General features: G+C 75.9%; 14 protein-coding genes. 7 read left to right on the forward strand and 7 right to left on the reverse strand.

Going from position 1 to position 14,718, the window contains the following annotated elements; all coding sequences use genetic code 11:
* Nucleotides 1-113 precede the first annotated feature (113 nt).
* Together ACIQBJ_RS04935 and ACIQBJ_RS04940 are read right to left on the reverse strand one after the other, a co-directional pair.
* Nucleotides 114-737: a hypothetical protein gene (locus ACIQBJ_RS04935; protein ID WP_400703653.1), complete on the reverse strand. Its 624-nt coding sequence runs from the start codon at nt 735-737 to the stop codon at nt 114-116.
* A 13-nt stretch (nt 738-750) separates the two neighbouring features.
* A complete protein-coding gene (locus tag ACIQBJ_RS04940; protein ID WP_400705786.1) occupies nt 751-1,605 on the reverse strand; it encodes a hypothetical protein in 855 nt (284 codons plus the stop codon).
* Between the two features lie 635 nt (nt 1,606-2,240).
* On the opposite strand from ACIQBJ_RS04940, the gene ACIQBJ_RS04945 reads away from it, so the two are divergent.
* Entirely contained in the window at nt 2,241-3,041 is an 801-nt protein-coding gene (locus ACIQBJ_RS04945; protein ID WP_400703656.1) for a transglycosylase family protein, read from the forward strand.
* A 170-nt stretch (nt 3,042-3,211) separates the two neighbouring features.
* Nucleotides 3,212-3,553 carry a transglycosylase family protein gene (locus ACIQBJ_RS04950; protein WP_400703659.1) on the forward strand — a complete coding sequence of 114 codons (342 nt, stop codon included), beginning with the start codon at nt 3,212-3,214 and terminating at the stop codon, nt 3,551-3,553.
* 44 nt (nt 3,554-3,597) lie between these two features.
* Here the strand turns inward: ACIQBJ_RS04950 and ACIQBJ_RS04955 are convergent, their stop codons facing one another.
* From ACIQBJ_RS04955 to ACIQBJ_RS04965, 3 genes are all read right to left on the reverse strand, one after another.
* The gene (locus ACIQBJ_RS04955; protein ID WP_400703662.1) at nt 3,598-4,218 is read right to left on the reverse strand and encodes a DUF4865 family protein; all 621 of its coding nucleotides are present in this window, start codon (nt 4,216-4,218) and stop codon (nt 3,598-3,600) included.
* A gap of 26 nt (nt 4,219-4,244) precedes the next feature.
* The gene (locus tag ACIQBJ_RS04960) at nt 4,245-4,880 is read right to left on the reverse strand and encodes a TetR/AcrR family transcriptional regulator (RefSeq protein ID WP_400703665.1); all 636 of its coding nucleotides are present in this window, start codon (nt 4,878-4,880) and stop codon (nt 4,245-4,247) included.
* Nucleotides 4,881-4,941: 61 nt separating this feature from the next.
* Nucleotides 4,942-5,742 carry an MBL fold metallo-hydrolase gene (locus ACIQBJ_RS04965; protein WP_400703668.1) on the reverse strand — a complete coding sequence of 267 codons (801 nt, stop codon included), beginning with the start codon at nt 5,740-5,742 and terminating at the stop codon, nt 4,942-4,944.
* A 151-nt stretch (nt 5,743-5,893) separates the two neighbouring features.
* Here ACIQBJ_RS04965 and ACIQBJ_RS04970 point away from each other — a divergent pair, with 151 nt between their 5' ends.
* Nucleotides 5,894-6,523, forward strand: a complete 630-nt coding sequence (locus ACIQBJ_RS04970) for an alpha-ketoglutarate-dependent dioxygenase AlkB family protein (protein ID WP_400703670.1) — start codon at nt 5,894-5,896, stop codon at nt 6,521-6,523.
* Between the two features lie 16 nt (nt 6,524-6,539).
* Here ACIQBJ_RS04970 and ACIQBJ_RS04975 read toward each other — a convergent pair whose 3' ends face one another.
* Entirely contained in the window at nt 6,540-9,362 is a 2,823-nt protein-coding gene (locus ACIQBJ_RS04975) for an ATP-binding protein (protein WP_400703672.1), read from the reverse strand.
* A 191-nt stretch (nt 9,363-9,553) separates the two neighbouring features.
* Here ACIQBJ_RS04975 and ACIQBJ_RS04980 point away from each other — a divergent pair, with 191 nt between their 5' ends.
* From ACIQBJ_RS04980 to ACIQBJ_RS04995, 4 genes are all read left to right on the forward strand, one after another.
* On the forward strand, nt 9,554-10,057 hold the full coding sequence (locus tag ACIQBJ_RS04980; RefSeq protein ID WP_400703674.1) for a hypothetical protein: 504 nt from the start codon (nt 9,554-9,556) through the stop codon (nt 10,055-10,057).
* Nucleotides 10,058-10,362: 305 nt separating this feature from the next.
* Nucleotides 10,363-11,226, forward strand: coding sequence for an acyl-CoA thioesterase (locus tag ACIQBJ_RS04985; RefSeq protein ID WP_400703677.1), 864 nt, complete (start codon nt 10,363-10,365; stop codon nt 11,224-11,226).
* Between the two features lie 69 nt (nt 11,227-11,295).
* A complete protein-coding gene (locus ACIQBJ_RS04990; protein WP_400703679.1) occupies nt 11,296-12,090 on the forward strand; it encodes a DUF1684 domain-containing protein in 795 nt (264 codons plus the stop codon).
* 198 nt (nt 12,091-12,288) lie between these two features.
* Complete coding sequence (locus ACIQBJ_RS04995) at nt 12,289-13,359, forward strand: LacI family DNA-binding transcriptional regulator (protein WP_400703682.1); 1,071 nt, start codon at nt 12,289-12,291, stop codon at nt 13,357-13,359.
* Between the two features lie 455 nt (nt 13,360-13,814).
* On the opposite strand, the gene bla is transcribed toward ACIQBJ_RS04995, so the two are convergent.
* Nucleotides 13,815-14,696 (reverse strand): class A beta-lactamase, encoded by an 882-nt coding sequence (gene bla, locus ACIQBJ_RS05000; protein ID WP_400703685.1) that lies wholly within the window; start codon nt 14,694-14,696, stop codon nt 13,815-13,817.
* Nucleotides 14,697-14,718 lie beyond the last annotated feature (22 nt).

Below are 14,718 nucleotides of genomic sequence, written 5' to 3' on the forward strand. Positions count from 1 at the left end.
TGGGCTGTGGGGGGGGGTGGGGCTCCCCCCCCTGGGGTGGGGGGGGGGGGGGGGGGGGGGGGGGGGCGCGGGGCCCCCCCCCCCCCCCCCCACTGCCGTGTGTACGGGGCCGGTCAGCCCTCGCGGCCCGGCGGCAGCGACAGCACCGAGCGGTGCCGCCCGCCCGCGGTGCCGCCCGCCGCGGGCGGCACCGGGCCGAGGTAGCCGGACGCCACCCAGCCCTGCCCGTTCCCGTTCGCCGGGCCGGGCCGGAACGGCGCGGCGCCCGGCCCGGCGTACGACTCGAACGCCGGGTGCGCCCCGGGGGCCTCGCGCCGCTCGGCCTCGCGGGGCTGCGGGTCGCGGACCGCGAAGCCGGTGAACCGCATGCCCTCCTCGCCGGAGCGGTCGCCCGGCAGCGCGCGGAACAGGCGCCGGTACTCGGAGTACAGCGTGTCGTAGATCGGCGTGGGCGACACCGGGTGCTCCGCGTCGTACGACGGGCGCATGCTCGGGATCGACCGGCCGGCACCGGCGCCGAACGGGCCGGTGGGGGCGGAGGGACGGCCGGGGGAGGCGAGGTCGTAGCTGTACACGTAGGAGCCAACGAGCGAGACCGGTTCGGGATGCGGGGGCGCCGCCCCCGGTGCTATCCCGGCGGGCGCCTCCCGCTCCTGGTCAGCGGCCGTTCCGGCGGCCGCCGCCGGGCCGCCGCCGGGCGTCCCGTCGGCGGCCGGGTCGTTCACGGGGTCGGTCATCGGCCCGGCCCGCTCAGGTGCCGGCCAGCGGCAGCATGCCGGCCGCGAGCAGGCCGCCGGCGGCGGCCCGGTCCATGGCCAGGCGCAGCAGGTCCTCGCGGGGCTGGCGGCCGATGGTGCCGGCCGGCACCGCGTACATGATCACCTCGGACTTGCGGGCCGCCGCGGCCCGCCACCCCGGGGTGACCTGGAGCGGCTGGTGGGCCTGCCACCAGGCGGCCGAGCCGCCGGTCGCGGAGGGCTGCAGGATCGCGTGCAACTGGCCCATCGCCATCAGCACCGACCAGCCGGCCCGCGGCCGGACCGGCGCCAGGTTGACGTCCGTCACCAGCTGGAAGCCGTGCTCGGTCAGCAGCGAGAGGAACTCGTCCTGGCCGATCTCGCCGCCCGGGCGGCCGACCGGGCCGGTCGGCTCGACCACCAGCGCGGCGTGCTGGGTGTCGCCGCACAGCACGATGCCGCAGGTCACGCCGAGCACCGCGGGCTGCGGCTGGCCGGGCGGGGGCGTCGGCGAGGCCGTGATCGGCTCCGGGACGGCCACCCGCACCACCGGCTCGGGCGCGAGCGGCGCGGGCACCGGCACGGCGGCGGGCGCCGGGGCGGCCTGCCCGATCGACTCGACGGCGCCGCGCAGCTGCTGCTCGTCCACCGGCACGACCTGGGACGGGACGCAGCGGGCGTGCGCGAACGCCAGCACGGCGGTCTCGTCGCCGACGAACAGCACCGTGCTGGTGGGCTCGCGCAGCGAGTCACCCGGTTGTCGGCAGGAGGTGCAGTCGTACGAGTCGGGGGCGTGGGCGCCCGCCAGCAGGCTCTCGGCCTCGTCGTCGCCGATCTCGGCGCGTACGTCCTCGCTCACCTCAAGCATGCGCGGCACAAAGACTCCTCGTTCGCCCTGACGTTCTGGGTGCACCGGATCGGGGACGGTCCGGGTGCGCGGCGCGGGGAGCGCCGACCGCCATTACCAACGGGAGGTTGTGGCTGGGGTCACGGGTCCGCGTCCGGACGACGGGTTTTGCGCGGCCGATGACTGCTCCGTGTGCCCGGACGGTCACATTCTGTCGATGCTGTGCCCGAGGTCACACCGGTGAAACTGTGACCGGGACCATATGTACAGAAGGTTTGATCTTGGTAAAAGCGGACAAATCGGGCATCGAGCCTCGAAATGCTTGATCAATACCGCCGGTAACGCCGCTTTGACCTGGAACGACCCGAAACTGTTTGGCACTCCGGGTGCCGAATCGTAGGTTTTTGGCCGGTGCAACGAGCACCTCCCGGGTTCACCCCCGACGTACGGACCCCGCCCCGGCTCACCCCGGACCGCGGACCGGACGCCACCGGCGCGACGGCAGCCAGCCGCCGCCGGGGATGCGGACAGGTGGCCGGGGCGACAGGCGGCACGTCCGACACGTGCACGGTCGCCCGACGGACTACGGCGAGCGAACACGGCCCCGCAGGGGCCTGGTTCCGCCTGCCCATCCCGGGAATGTCGAGAGGAATCTCATGATCTTCCGTAACGAGACCGCCGCTGCCACCACCACCCCCAAGCGCAACCGCGTCCGCGCGGCTGTCGTCGGCGGAGCCCTGCTCGCCGCCCCGGTGGCCGGCCTCGTCACGGCCAACACGGCTTCCGCCGCCGACGTCTCCACCTGGGACAAGGTCGCGCAGTGCGAGTCGACCGGCAACTGGTCGATCAACACCGGCAACGGCTTCTACGGCGGCCTGCAGTTCACCTCCTCCACCTGGGCCGCCTTCGGCGGCACCGCCTACGCCGCGCAGGCCAACCAGGCCACCAAGGCGCAGCAGATCGCCGTCGCCGAGAAGGTGCTCGCCTCCCAGGGCCCCGGCGCCTGGCCGGTGTGCTCGGTCAAGGCCGGCCTGACCAAGGGCGGCGCCGCCGCCCAGGTCGACACCTCGGCCCCGAGCAGCAGCAACTCCTCGAAGTCGACCTCCGGCTCGACCAACAACTCGAACTCCGCCGCGGGCTCGAACTCGGCGAAGTCGAACAACGCCGCCAAGGACAACAACGCCAAGGCCTCCCGCTCCGAGACCCGCGCCCAGGCCCCCAAGGCCGTCCAGGACGCCCCGAAGCAGGACACCAAGAGCGCCAAGAGCACCCAGTCCGCCCCGGCGGCCGGCAACACCGCCAAGTCCGGCAAGACCTACACCGTCAAGGCCGGGGACACCCTCTCCAGCATCGCCGGCGGCCTGGGTGTCGACTGGCACAACCTGTACAACGGCAACACCGGTGTCGTCGGCGGCAACCCGGACCTGATCTACCCGGGCCAGGTCCTCTCCGTCTGACCCACCCCCGGAAGCACCGCTTCCCCGGGACCGCCCACCGGTCCCACCCTGTCGGCGTGAAGCCGCCGCCCCGACCCGGGGCGGCGGCTTCCGCCGTTCCCGGCCGCCCCGTCGCCCGGGTGGGGGCGTTCGGCGGGTGGCCGCGCCGACGCGCTGCGTAGCGTCGAGGGATGCGGATACCCCTCCCCGGCCGGAGCCTGCTCGCCCTGGCCCTGCTGCTCCCCGCCGCCGGCACCCTCGCCCTCGCCCCGCAGCCCACCCCCGACACCGTCTGGGACCGCCTCGCCGACTGCGAGAGCGACGGCGACTGGCAGGCCGACACCGGCAACGGCTACTACGGCGGACTCCAGATCTGGCCGCCCACCTGGCGGGAGGCCGGCGGCCCGCGCTACGCCGACCGCCCCGACCGGGCCACCCGCCGCCAGCAGATCACCGTCGCCGAGGAGATCCTGCGCCGCCAGGGCTGGCGGGCCTGGGGCGGCTGCGCCCGCGAGATCGGCATGCTCAAGTAATCGGCATGCCCGAGCGGCGGCGGGGCGCGGCGAGGGCCGGGTGCTCACCAGGCCCGGCCCTCCGGCAGGTACGCCAGGCCCGGCGCGGACAGGTGCGGCACCCCGAACACCTCCGTGCCGTCCGCCGGCACCGCCCCCGGTCGGTCCGTGCGGAGGGTGAAGCGCAGCAGCTCCCACCGGTCCGGGTCGAGCGCCAGCAGCGCGGTGTGCACCCCGGGCTCCCGGGCCGCCTCGCGCAGCCGCTCCACCTCGCGCTCCACGTGGGCGGCCAGGCCGAGCGGGTCCGTGCCGACGGGGACGGCGCTCCGGGCGCGGACCGCGGACGCGGGCGCCGGGGCGTCCCGCTCGCCGGTGCGGGCCGGGCCGGCGAACTGGGCGAGCACCGTCCAGTGCCGCACCACGGGGCGGCCGAAGTCGCGGACGATGTTCTCGAACCCGCCGCCGCCGACCAGGAACCGGGCCAGCTCCCCGTCCGAGCGCCACACGTAGAACGGCGCGTACTCGTTCACCGGCGAGCCCGCCGTGCCGCGCTCGCGCAGCAGCCAGGCCTTGAAGCCGAGCCCCGCCCGGTCGTCCAGCAGCGGGGCGCCGGCCGCGATCCGGCGGCGGACGACGTCGAGGTCGTAGTCGGCGGGCAGGGTGATCGCGTACTGCTTCGCTTGCACGGGGGGCCTTTCGGGCGGTGGGGTTCCTACGGGTGCGGTTCCTGCGGGTGCGGGGGAGGGGCGAGCAGGGTGAGCAGGCCGGTGACCGCCTGGTCGAACGGGCCGGGGTCGCCGGCCGCGCGGGCCAGCACGTAGCCGCCCTGGAGCACCGCGACGACGGTGGCGGCCGTGGCGTCCGGGTCGAGGTGCGGCGGCAGGTCGCCGGCCGCCCGGCCCTCGGCGAGCACCTCGGCGAGGCGGCCGCGCAGTCGGCCGAGGGTCTCCTCGACGGGCGCGCGCAGCACCGGGTCGGCCATCACGTCCGGGTCCTGGGTGAGCCGCCCGACCGGGCAGCCGCGCAGCACCTCGCGCTCCCGGCGCAGGTACGCGGTGACCCGCTCGACGGCGGTGCCCGGCCCCGCGAGCAGGCCCTCGGCGACGGCCAGCAGCTCCTGCGCGGTGCGGGTGATCGCGGCGAGCGCCAGCTCGGGCTTGCCCGCGAAGTGGTGGTACATGCTGCCCTGCCCCGCCCCGGCGCGCTGCTGGATGGCGCGCGGGCTGGTGCCGGTGTAGCCGCGCTCCCAGAGGAGTTCGCGGGTGCTCTCGACCAGGCGGTCGGCGGTGCTGGGCGTGCTGGGCGTGCTGGGTGTGCTTGGCGTGCTGGGTGTGCTGGGGGGTGTCACGTCGAGCACTGTACATACCAGTAGGTACAGAGGAACAGTCCCGACGGGGCGTCAGTTCGGCTCAGGCCGCGGCGAGTTCCGCCCGGGCGGCCCGCACCCCCGGCCCGACCAGGCCCGGCAGCGCGGCCGCCGGGAAGCGGCGCAGCAGGGCCGCCTCCACCTGCTCCGCCGGGACGGGCTTGCCCAGCTCGGTCTCGAAGGCGCGCAGGTAGTCGCCCGTCCACCCGATCGGCTCGGGCCCGGCGGCGTCCGGGAGCCGGTGCCCCGGGACGGTGCGCAGCGGCTCCAGGGCGGCCATCTCGTCCAGCAGGCCGATCCAGGCGGTGCGTTCGGCCGGGCGCGGGGTGTCGGCCAGCCACAGGTGGACGTCCTGCCGCAGCAGCGGCCCGCCGAGCAGCGTCCGGCTGCGGTGCTCCCACAGGTAGTGGTGGTCGGGCAGGCCGAGTGAGGCCCCGCGCAGCTCCAGCCGGTGGTCCTCCAGTTCGACGGCGTCGCCCGGCAGCGGCTCCAACGCGACCAGCCGGGTGGGGAGTTCGGCCCCCAGGCCGGCCCAGCCGGCCCGGACGGCGGCGTGCTCGCGCCCGATCCGGGCCAGGACCGGGGCGGGCGCCAGGAACCGGGCCTCCGGGAACGCGTCGCGCAGCACCTCGGCGGCGAGCCAGGAGTCGGCGGCGTGGTCCGCGACCAGGACCGCCGCGAGCCGGCGCCCCGACCGCCCGACCTCGCGCACCAGTCGCCGCCCGTCCGACAGCCGCAACCCCGTGCCCACCAGCACGGCCCGGTACTGCCCGAGCACCAGCACCACGGCCTTGTGCAGCGAGGCCGCGGGCAGGTCCACCACGCGGAACTCCAGCGGATGCATCACGCCTCCTCGACGCGCCGTTCCGGACGGCAGCTCCTTCCCAGGGTCCGCCGCGAGGGCGTGCCGCGCATGTGGGGGATGGCAGCATGGCGGGGTGCGAGGTGGTGGGGTGTTCGTCGGGGAGTTGTTCGGGCGTGGGCGGGAGGAGCCGGTGCCCGGGGTGGTGCTGGTGCCCGGGTGGTTGGGGGCGGGGGAGCAGCGGGAGCTGGTGGCGGCGTGCCGGGAGTGGGCGCGGCCGCCGGCCGGGATGCGGGTGGTGCGGCTGCCCTCCGGCGGGGTGATGTCGGCGCGGACGGTGTGCCTGGGCTGGCACTGGTACCCGTACGGCTACGCGCGGACGGTGGTGGACGGGGACGGTGCGCCGGTGAAGCCGTTCCCGCCACTGCTGGACGCGCTGGCCCGGCGGGCGGTGCGGGAGGCGTACGGCGCGGACGGCGGCGGGGTCGCGGGCGCGGCCGGGTACGCGCCGGACGTCGCGCTGGTCAACCACTACCCGCACGGCGCACGGATGGGCCTGCACCAGGACCGGGAGGAGCGGGTCGACGCCCCGGTGGTGTCGCTGTCGCTGGGCGACGCGTGCGTGTTCCGGCTGGGCGGCGCGGAGCACCGGACCGGCCCGTGGACGGACCTGGAGCTGCGCAGCGGCGACCTGCTGGTGTTCGGCGGCGAGGCCCGCTTCGCGTACCACGGCGTGCCGCGGACGCTGCCCGGCACCGCGGACCCGGAACTCGGCCTGACGGGGCGGCTGAACATCACGGTGCGGCAGTCCGGGATGGCCTGAGGCGGGCGGCGCCCGCTCAGCCGCGGTCGGCGTCCTCCAGGGCCCGCAGGCGGGTCGCGGCCGCCGGGGCCTCGGCGGCTCCGAGGCGCCGGTAGAGGGCCACGGCCCGGCGGAGGGCGGTGAGGGCGGTGGCGTGGTCGCCGGTCCGGGCGGCGCAGCGGGCGGTGCCTTCGAGGGCCCGGGCCTCGTCCAGGGGGCTGTGGGCCCGGCGGGCCAGGTCCAGGGCCCGGCGGTAGAGGGCCGCTGCCTCGTCGGCCCCGGTGGTGTCGGCGGTCAGCGCGCCCGTGCTGGTGAGCACCTCGGCCTCGCCCTGGCGGTCGCCGACCTCGCGGAAGAAGGCCAGGGCCTGCGCGAACAGGTCGGCGGCGGCCGCGGTGTCCCCCGTGGCGTGCCGGACCCGGCCCAGGTCGTGGGTGGCGTTGGCCGCGCCGTAGCGCTGGCCGACCTTCCGGAAGATCTCCAGGGACCGGTCCAGCAGGTCGGCGGCGGCCGCGGTGTCCCCGGTCGCGAGCCGGACCCGGCCCAGGTCCTTGAGGGCGTACGCCTCGCCGTCGCGCTTGCCCAGGTCGAGGTAGATCTCCAGGGCCCGCTCCAGCGCGGCGGCCGCGGCGGTCGCGTCCCCCGTCGTGAGCCGGACCCGGCCCAGGTTCCACAGGGCGTTCGCCTCGCCGTGGCGGTTGCCCAGCTGCCGCATGATCGTCAGGGCCTGTTCCTGGAGGCTCCCCGCGGCGGAGTAGTCCCCGGTGGCCTGCCGGACCCGGCTCAGGTCCCACAGGGTGTTCGCCTCGCCGTGGTGGTTGCCCAGGCCCCGGTAGGTTTCGAGCGCCCGCTCCAGCAGGGCCACCGCCTCCGGGTAGTCCCCGGTCGCGTGCCGGACCCGGCCGATGCTCCACCGGGAGCCCGCCTCGCCGAGGCGGTCGCCGAGGTCCTGGTGGACGACCAGGGCGCGTTCGTGCAGCTCGGAGGCCGTCCGGAACTCCCCGAGCACGTACCGGACCCGGCCCAGGTCCTCCAGCGCGCCCGCCTCGCCGAACCGGTCGCCGAGGTCCTGGTAGAGGGCCAGGGAGCGTTCGTGCAGGTCGGCGGCGGTCCGGAACTCCCCGAGCGCGTGCCGGACCCGGCCCAGGTCCTCCAAGGCACCCGCCTCGCCCGGCCGGTCGCCGTGCGCGCGGGCCGTGTCGGCCGCGGTGCCGTGCAGGGCGGCGGCCTGGTGCCACGGCCCCTCCTGCTGGAGGAAGGCCGCGAGGGCGCCGGAGAGGTCGATCAGGTGCCGGGGGCGGGCCCCGGCGACGGCCGCCAGCAGGTTGTTCCGCTCGCTCCGCATCCAGGCCAGGGCCTTGGCCCGGTCCGGGAGCACGGGCGCGACGGCGGGTGCCGGGGCGGGGCGGGGCGCGCCGGGGCGGCTGTGGTGCGCGAGGTGGCGGTCGGCGTCGTCGGCGGTGTGCCGGTAGTAGTCCAGCAGCCGCTCCAGCGCGGCGGCGCGCTCGGCCTCCTCGGTGTGCTCCGCTTCCTCGAGGCGGTCCGCGCGGTCCAGGGTGCGGGCGTACAGGCCGACGAGGTCGTGGAACCGGTAGCGGCCCGGGACGTGTTGGGTGAGCAGGTTGTGGTCCAGCAGGGATTCCAGCAGGCGGTCGGCCGTCCGGTGGTCGGTGCCGGTCAGGTTGGCGGCGGCGAAGGCGTCGAAGTCCGGCCCGGGGACCAGGCCGAGGCGGCGGAAGAGGTGCTGCTCGGCCTCCGGCAGGGCGGCGTAGGAGGTGTCGAAGACGGCCGTCAGGTTGCGGCCCTCGTCCCGGAGCCGGTCGAGGCGGTCGTGTTCGTCGCGCAGCTCGTCGACGAGGTCCTCGATCCGCAGCGCGCGGCGGTGGCGCAGGCGGGCGGCGGAGATCCGGACGGCCAGCGGCACGTGGCCGCACAGGGCGGCCAGTTCGGCGATGGCCGGGTGGTCCTCCGGGACGCGTCCGGGGCCGGCGACCCGGTGCAGCAGCGCGGCCGCCTCGGCCGGGGCGAGGGTGTCCAGGGCGAGCGTGTGGGCGTCGTCCAGGCCGGTGAGGCGCTTGCGGCTGGTGACGATGACCAGGCTGCCGGGCGTGCCGGGCAGCAGCGGACGGACCTGCGCGGTGCTGACGGCGTTGTCCAGGACGATCAGCGTCCGGGTGCCGGCGAGGCGGTCGCGGTAGAACGCGGCGCGTTCGCCCAGGTCCTGGGGGATCAGCTGGGGCGGCACGCCGAGCGAACGCAGGAACCAGTCCAGCGCGTCCTCGGCGGCCAGGGCCGCCAGGCCGGGGGTGTGGCCGTGCAGGTCGATGAAGAGCTGCCCGTCGGGGAAGCTCCCGCGCAGGCGGTGCGCGGCGTGCACGGCCAGCGCGGACTTGCCGACCCCGCCCATCCCGTCGATCGCCGAGATCACCACCATCCCGGCGTCGCTGCCCGCGGGCGCCTCCCGGGCGAGGGCGAGCAGCCGGTCGAGCTCCTTGGCGCGGCCGGTGAACAGCCGGGTGTCGGCGGGGAGTTGGCAGCGCGAGGCCCCGGCGGCGCCGTTCGGCGGCTCGGCGGCGGTGGCTGCTGCGGTTCCGGCAGTGGCTGTTGCGGTGGCTGCGGCGGCGGTTCCCGCGGCGGGCGGGGTGTCCGCGGCGCCCTCGGCGGCGCCTTCCGCCGCGGACATCAGCCGGGTCCGGGCGGCCTCGTCCAGGCCGAGCGCCGCCGCGAGCCGGGTGACCGACGACAGGCGCGGCCGCCGTCGGCCGGCCTCCAGCATGCTGATCGCGTGCGCCGAGACCCCCGCCCGTTCGGCGAGTTCCTCCTGCGTCAATCCGGCCCGTCGACGCTGCTCCCGCAGCATCCCCCCGAAACCCCCGGCCACCGACGTCCCCCCTGCACCTGTTCCGCTGACGCTGACACGACAGTAGGGCCTGCCGTGATCAAGCGCCAGGAAAACGCAAAGGGTACGCAGTGGAGCGGCCCGCCCGCCGCGCCCAGGATGGTCTGCGTCCGAAGAACACCGCTCCAAGGAGCCCCAGGGAAGAAGAGCACATGCGCGCCAAGAACCGTCCGCTCCTCAGGAACAGCTTCGTCCGACTCCTGGTCCTGGCCATGTCCGCGGTCGGCCTGACCACCCTGTCGGCCGGCGCGAGCACCGCCGCGGTCCTCCCCCGGACGTGCCACGGCCCCGTCGTCATGCCCGGGGAGCACTACGTCTACATGGGCGGCTCGCCCGCGTTCGCCATCGAACTGGTCTACGACGACTGCAAGTACGCGACCGAGGCGGCGATCCTCAACCTGCGTTCCGTGCCCACCAGGTGGTGGCTCGCGGTCGACATCGCCGACCAGAACGGTCAGATCCTGCACGGCGACACCCGCGGGTACGGCACCGAGTACGCCGCCCAGACCGGCTACGTGTCGCTGAACTCGGGCAAGGTGTTCCAGGCCCGCGGCTGGCTCCGGCTGGAGAACGGCTGCAGCGTGTTCTTCGACTCCGACTGGCACAACTACAGCAACGGCGCCGACCAGGGCGGCGGCTGGAACACCAGCTGCTGACGGCGGGCCGACACCGGGGCCCGCACACGGGGGCGGGCCCATGGCCGGGCGGTGCGTGACGAGGGTCGTCACGCACCGCCCGGCCATGGGCGCTGCGCGTCGGCGAAAGGCCCGGGCCGGGCGGGCCCCCGCGGCGCCGGGGCGCCGCGCGGTGCGGCCCGGAGGCGGGCGTCCGAGCGGGCGAGGGGGAGTCGCCCGCGTGCCGGAGGGCGGGAATGCGGGGTCGGCGCGGAGACTTGTGCTGGACGAGGAAGGCGTCCGGCGGCACACCCCTGCCCGCCGGGCACCCGGAGAGGGAGCGATACATGGGAACCCCCGTCGACCAGCTCGTCGACCTGCTCGACCTGGAGCAGATCGAGCTGAACATCTTCCGCGGCCGCAGCCCGGAGGAGGCCCTGCAGCGGACCTTCGGCGGCCAGGTCGCGGGCCAGGCGATGGTGGCGGCGGGCCGCACGGTGGACGAGGACCGGCCGGTGCACTCGCTGCACTCGTACTTCCTGCGGCCCGGCGTCCCGGGGGTGCCGATCGTCTACCAGGTCGACCGGATCAGGGACGGGCGCTCCTTCACCACCCGCCGGGTGCTGGCCATCCAGGGCGGGCGGTCGATCTTCGCGCTGACCGCGGACTTCCACAAGCCCGAGCCGTCCGGCATCGAGCACCAGTTCCCGATGCCCGACGTCCCCGCCCCCGAGGACCTGCCGAGCGCGCTGGACGAGGTCGGCGCCCGGCTCGGCGAGCTGCCGCCGTTCATCAGCCGCCGCCAGCCCTTCGACATCCGCTACGTGGACCGGCTGAAGTGGACCCGCGAGGAGCTGAAGGGCGTCGAGGCCCGCAGTGGAGTGTGGCTGAAGACCAACGGCGCGCTGCCCGACGACCCGCTGATCCACGTCTGCGCGCTGACCTACGCCAGCGACATGACGCTGCTGGACGCCGTCCGCGCCCCCGTCGAACCCCTGTGGGGCGAACGGAACTTCGACCTCGCCTCGCTGGACCACGCGATGTGGTTCCACCGCCCGTTCCGGGCCGACGACTGGCTGCTGTACCGGCAGGAGTCGCCGATCGCGCACGGCGCGCGCGGCCTGGCCCGGGGCGAGATCTACGACCGCAGCGGGCAGTTGGTGGTCTCCGTGATGCAGGAGGGCCTGTTCCGCCCGCTCGCCCGCCCCTGAACCCGCCCCGCCGCGGCCGACCGGACGGCCGCAAGTCCCCTGCGAAACCGACGACTTGGAGGCAGTCAGATGACCGACACCGCAGCCGAGAGCTGGCAGCGCTGGACGGAGTCGCGGAACGCCGCGGTCGGCGCGCCGCACGGGCCGCTGGCCCTGACCGGCACCCACTGGCTGGAGCCGGAGCCCGCGAAACTCCCCGGGCTGCCCGGCCGTTGGTGGGCCGAGAACGGGACGGTCTGCGCCGAGCTGCGGCTCGGTGACGGCGTCCGGCTCGAACACGGTTCGGGGGAGCGGGAGTTGACCGGCCGGGTCGAGCTGCGGCCGGACACCGACCGGGAGCCCGGGATCGCCGTCCTGGACGACCTGCGGCTGGTGCCGATCGAGCGCGAGGGCGAACTCGCGCTGCGGGTCTTCGACCCCGCCGCCCCCGCCCGGGCCGCGTTCGCCGGGATCTCGGTCTACCCCTACGCGCCGGACTGGGCGGTGCCCGCCGTCTTCACCCCCTTCGAGACCGGCGGGCAGTCCGTGCTGGTGGAGAACGCGGACGGCCGGGCCCGCCCGCTCACCGTCACCGGGCGGATCGCGTTCACCCTGGCCGGGCAGCCGCACACGCTCACCGTCGGCGGCGAGGGCGGCCGGCTCAGCGGCGTCCTCGCCGACACCACCAGCGGCCGGGAGACCTACCGGTTCCGGTTCGTCACGCTGCCCGCCCCCGACGCCGAGGGCAACACCGTGCTCGACCTGAACCGGGCCTTCCTGCCGCCGTGCGCCTTCGCCGACCACTTCATCTGCCCGTTCCCGCCGCCCGGGAACCGGCTCACCGTCGCCGTCGAGGCGGGCGAACGGCAGGTGGTCACCGTCTGAACCGGTCCCGGGGCGATGCTTGGTCGGGGTCGGGGTCGGGGTCGGGGCCGGGGCCGGGGCCGGGGTCGGGGCCGGGGCCGAGCCGCGCGGTCGCGGATCGGTTTCTGGGAGCGCTCTCAGAACGGGGTGGCGGGCGCTAGGCTGATCGCCAGCGGAACTGCCGGCCGGGCAGCCGCGGACGCTGGAGAGGAGCCCACGGTGGCCGAAGCACGGGCGGAGCACCGCCCCGGGAACGGCACCGGCGCCGAACCGGGCGGACGGCCCACCCTGGAGTCGGTGGCCGAACGGGCCGGCGTGTCCCGGGCCACCGCCTCCCGGGTGGTCAACGGCGGGGCGGGCGTGCGGGCCGCGCTCCGCGAGAAGGTCCAGCAGGCCGTCGACGAACTCGGCTACGTGCCCAACCTGGCCGCCCGCACCCTGGTCACCCGCCGCAACCGGGCCATCGGCGTGGTCGTCGCCGAACCCGAGGCCCGGTTCTTCTCCGACCCGTTCTTCGCCCAGCACCTGCGCGGCATCAGCCGCGAACTGGCCGCCGCCGACAACCAGATGGTGCTGCTGCTCGCCGAGGACGAACAGGACCACGAGCGGATCGGCCGCTACCTGGCCGGCGGCCACGTCGACGGCGTCCTGCTGTTCTCGCTGCACCGCTCCGACCCCACCCCCGCCACCGCGCACCGCCTCGGCCTGCCCTTCGTGATCGGCGGCCGGCCCGGGTGGCCCGGCGCCGAGTCCGACCGCGACCTGGTCTACGTCGACAACGACAACCGCGGCGGCGCCAGGCTCGCCGTCCAGCACCTGCGCGCGATCGGCCGCCGCCGGATCGCCACCATCACCGGCCCGCTCGACCAGACCTCCTCGATCGACCGCCTCGACGGCTACCGCGACCTGCTGCCCGACGGCGACGGCGACCTGATCGCCGTCGGCGACTTCACCGCGGACGGCGGCGGCCGGGCGATGACCGAACTCCTGTCCCGCCGACCGGACTTGGACGCGGTGTTCGCGGCCTCCGACGCGATGGCCTCCGGCGCGATCCGGGTCCTGCGGGCGGCCGGGCGCCGCGTCCCCGAGGACGTCGCGGTGGTCGGCTTCGACGACGTCGAGTCCATCGCGGCCTGGACGGAGCCGCCGCTCACCACCGTCCGCCAGCAGATCGAGGAGATGGGCCGCCTGATGACCCGGCTCCTGCTGCGCCGCCTCAACGACCCCTCGGCGTCCGCGCCGTCGTCGGTGATCATTCCGACGGAGCTGGTCGTCCGCGCCTCCGCCTGACGCCGGGGAGCCGCCGGGGCCGGCCGGGTGGGGTGGGCTGCGCCTGGGGCGGGGATCGCCTGCGGCGGGCTGAGGGCGGAGACCGCCTGATGGCAGGGTGGGAGTTCGCCTGCGGCGGGCTGCGGCTGCGCCTGGGGTCGCCTGCGGCGGAATGGGTTGTGTCTGGGGGAGACCCGGCTGGGGTCGGGTGGTGCGGAAGTTGGCAGGGCGGGCCGTGGCTCGGGGCCTGCCTGCGGCGTGCTGGCGGGGCTGGTCGGGTGGGGTGGGCTGCGCCTGGGGCGGGCTGAGGGCGGAGACCGCCTGACGGCGGGGTGCGGGGCTGTGCCGGGTGGGAGTTCGCTTGCGGTGGGTCGGATGGGTTGCGCCTGTGGCGGGACGGGCTGCGCCCGGGGGAGGGGCCTGGCTGCGGTGGGGCGGGAGTTCGTCCGTGGTGGGTCGGGTGGGCCGGGGTGGGGTCAGGTCAGGGCTTCGGCGATCAGGTGGGCGGTGGTGGCGAGGAGGGGGTCGTCGGGGGTGGCGGTCGGGGTGGTGGGGTGGGTGGTGAGGACGGCGAGGGTGATCGGGGGGCGGTTCGGGGGCCAGGTGAGGCCGGCGTCGTTGGCGGTGCCGTGGGAGCCGGTGCCGGTCTTGTCGGCGAGGGTCCAGGAGGGCGGGAGGCCGGCCCGTAGGCGGTGGGCGCCCGTGGTGTTGCCGAGCAGCCAGTCGCGGAGCAGGTCCCGGTCGGGCGGGGCGAGGACGGGGCCGAGGAGCAGGCGGGCGTAGTCGCGGGCCAGGGCGTGCGGGGTGGTGGTGTCGGTGACGCGGTCCGGTTCGGCGGAGTTGAGGGCGGGCTCCCAGCGGTCCAGCCGGGTGACCGGGTCGCCGATCGAACGGCAGAAGCGGGTGACGGCGGTCGGACCGCCGAGTCGGCGCAGCAGCAGGTTCGCGGCCGCGTTGTCGCTGAACTCGATGGCGGCGGCGCAGAGTTCGGCCACCGTCAGGCCGCCGGCCAGGTTCTCCGGCCGGCCGGTGACCGGGCCGTAGCCGGAGTCGGTGACGTCGGCCGCGGTGTAGTGGACCCGCGCGGTGAGGTCGTCGCCGCCGCGGAGCACCGCGCCGACGGCGAGCGTCTTGAAGGTCGAGCACATCGGGAACAGTTCGTCCGCGCGGTAGCGGACCGTCGCCCCCGTGCCGCTGTCGTGGGCGAACACGCCCAGCCGGGCCCCGTGTTCGCGCTCCAGGGCGCGGAAGCGGCCGGTCAGGTCGGTGCGGGGGGAGGCGGCGGGGGGCACGACGAGGCCGAGGGCGGCCGCGGCGGGCCCGCCGAGCAGGAGGCGGCGTCGGAACTGCGGTTCCATCCGGGGTCCTTCCGTCGGGCGG

It is taken from the genome of Kitasatospora sp. NPDC088391 (assembly GCF_044753345.1).
GTDB lineage: Bacteria > Actinomycetota > Actinomycetes > Streptomycetales > Streptomycetaceae > Kitasatospora.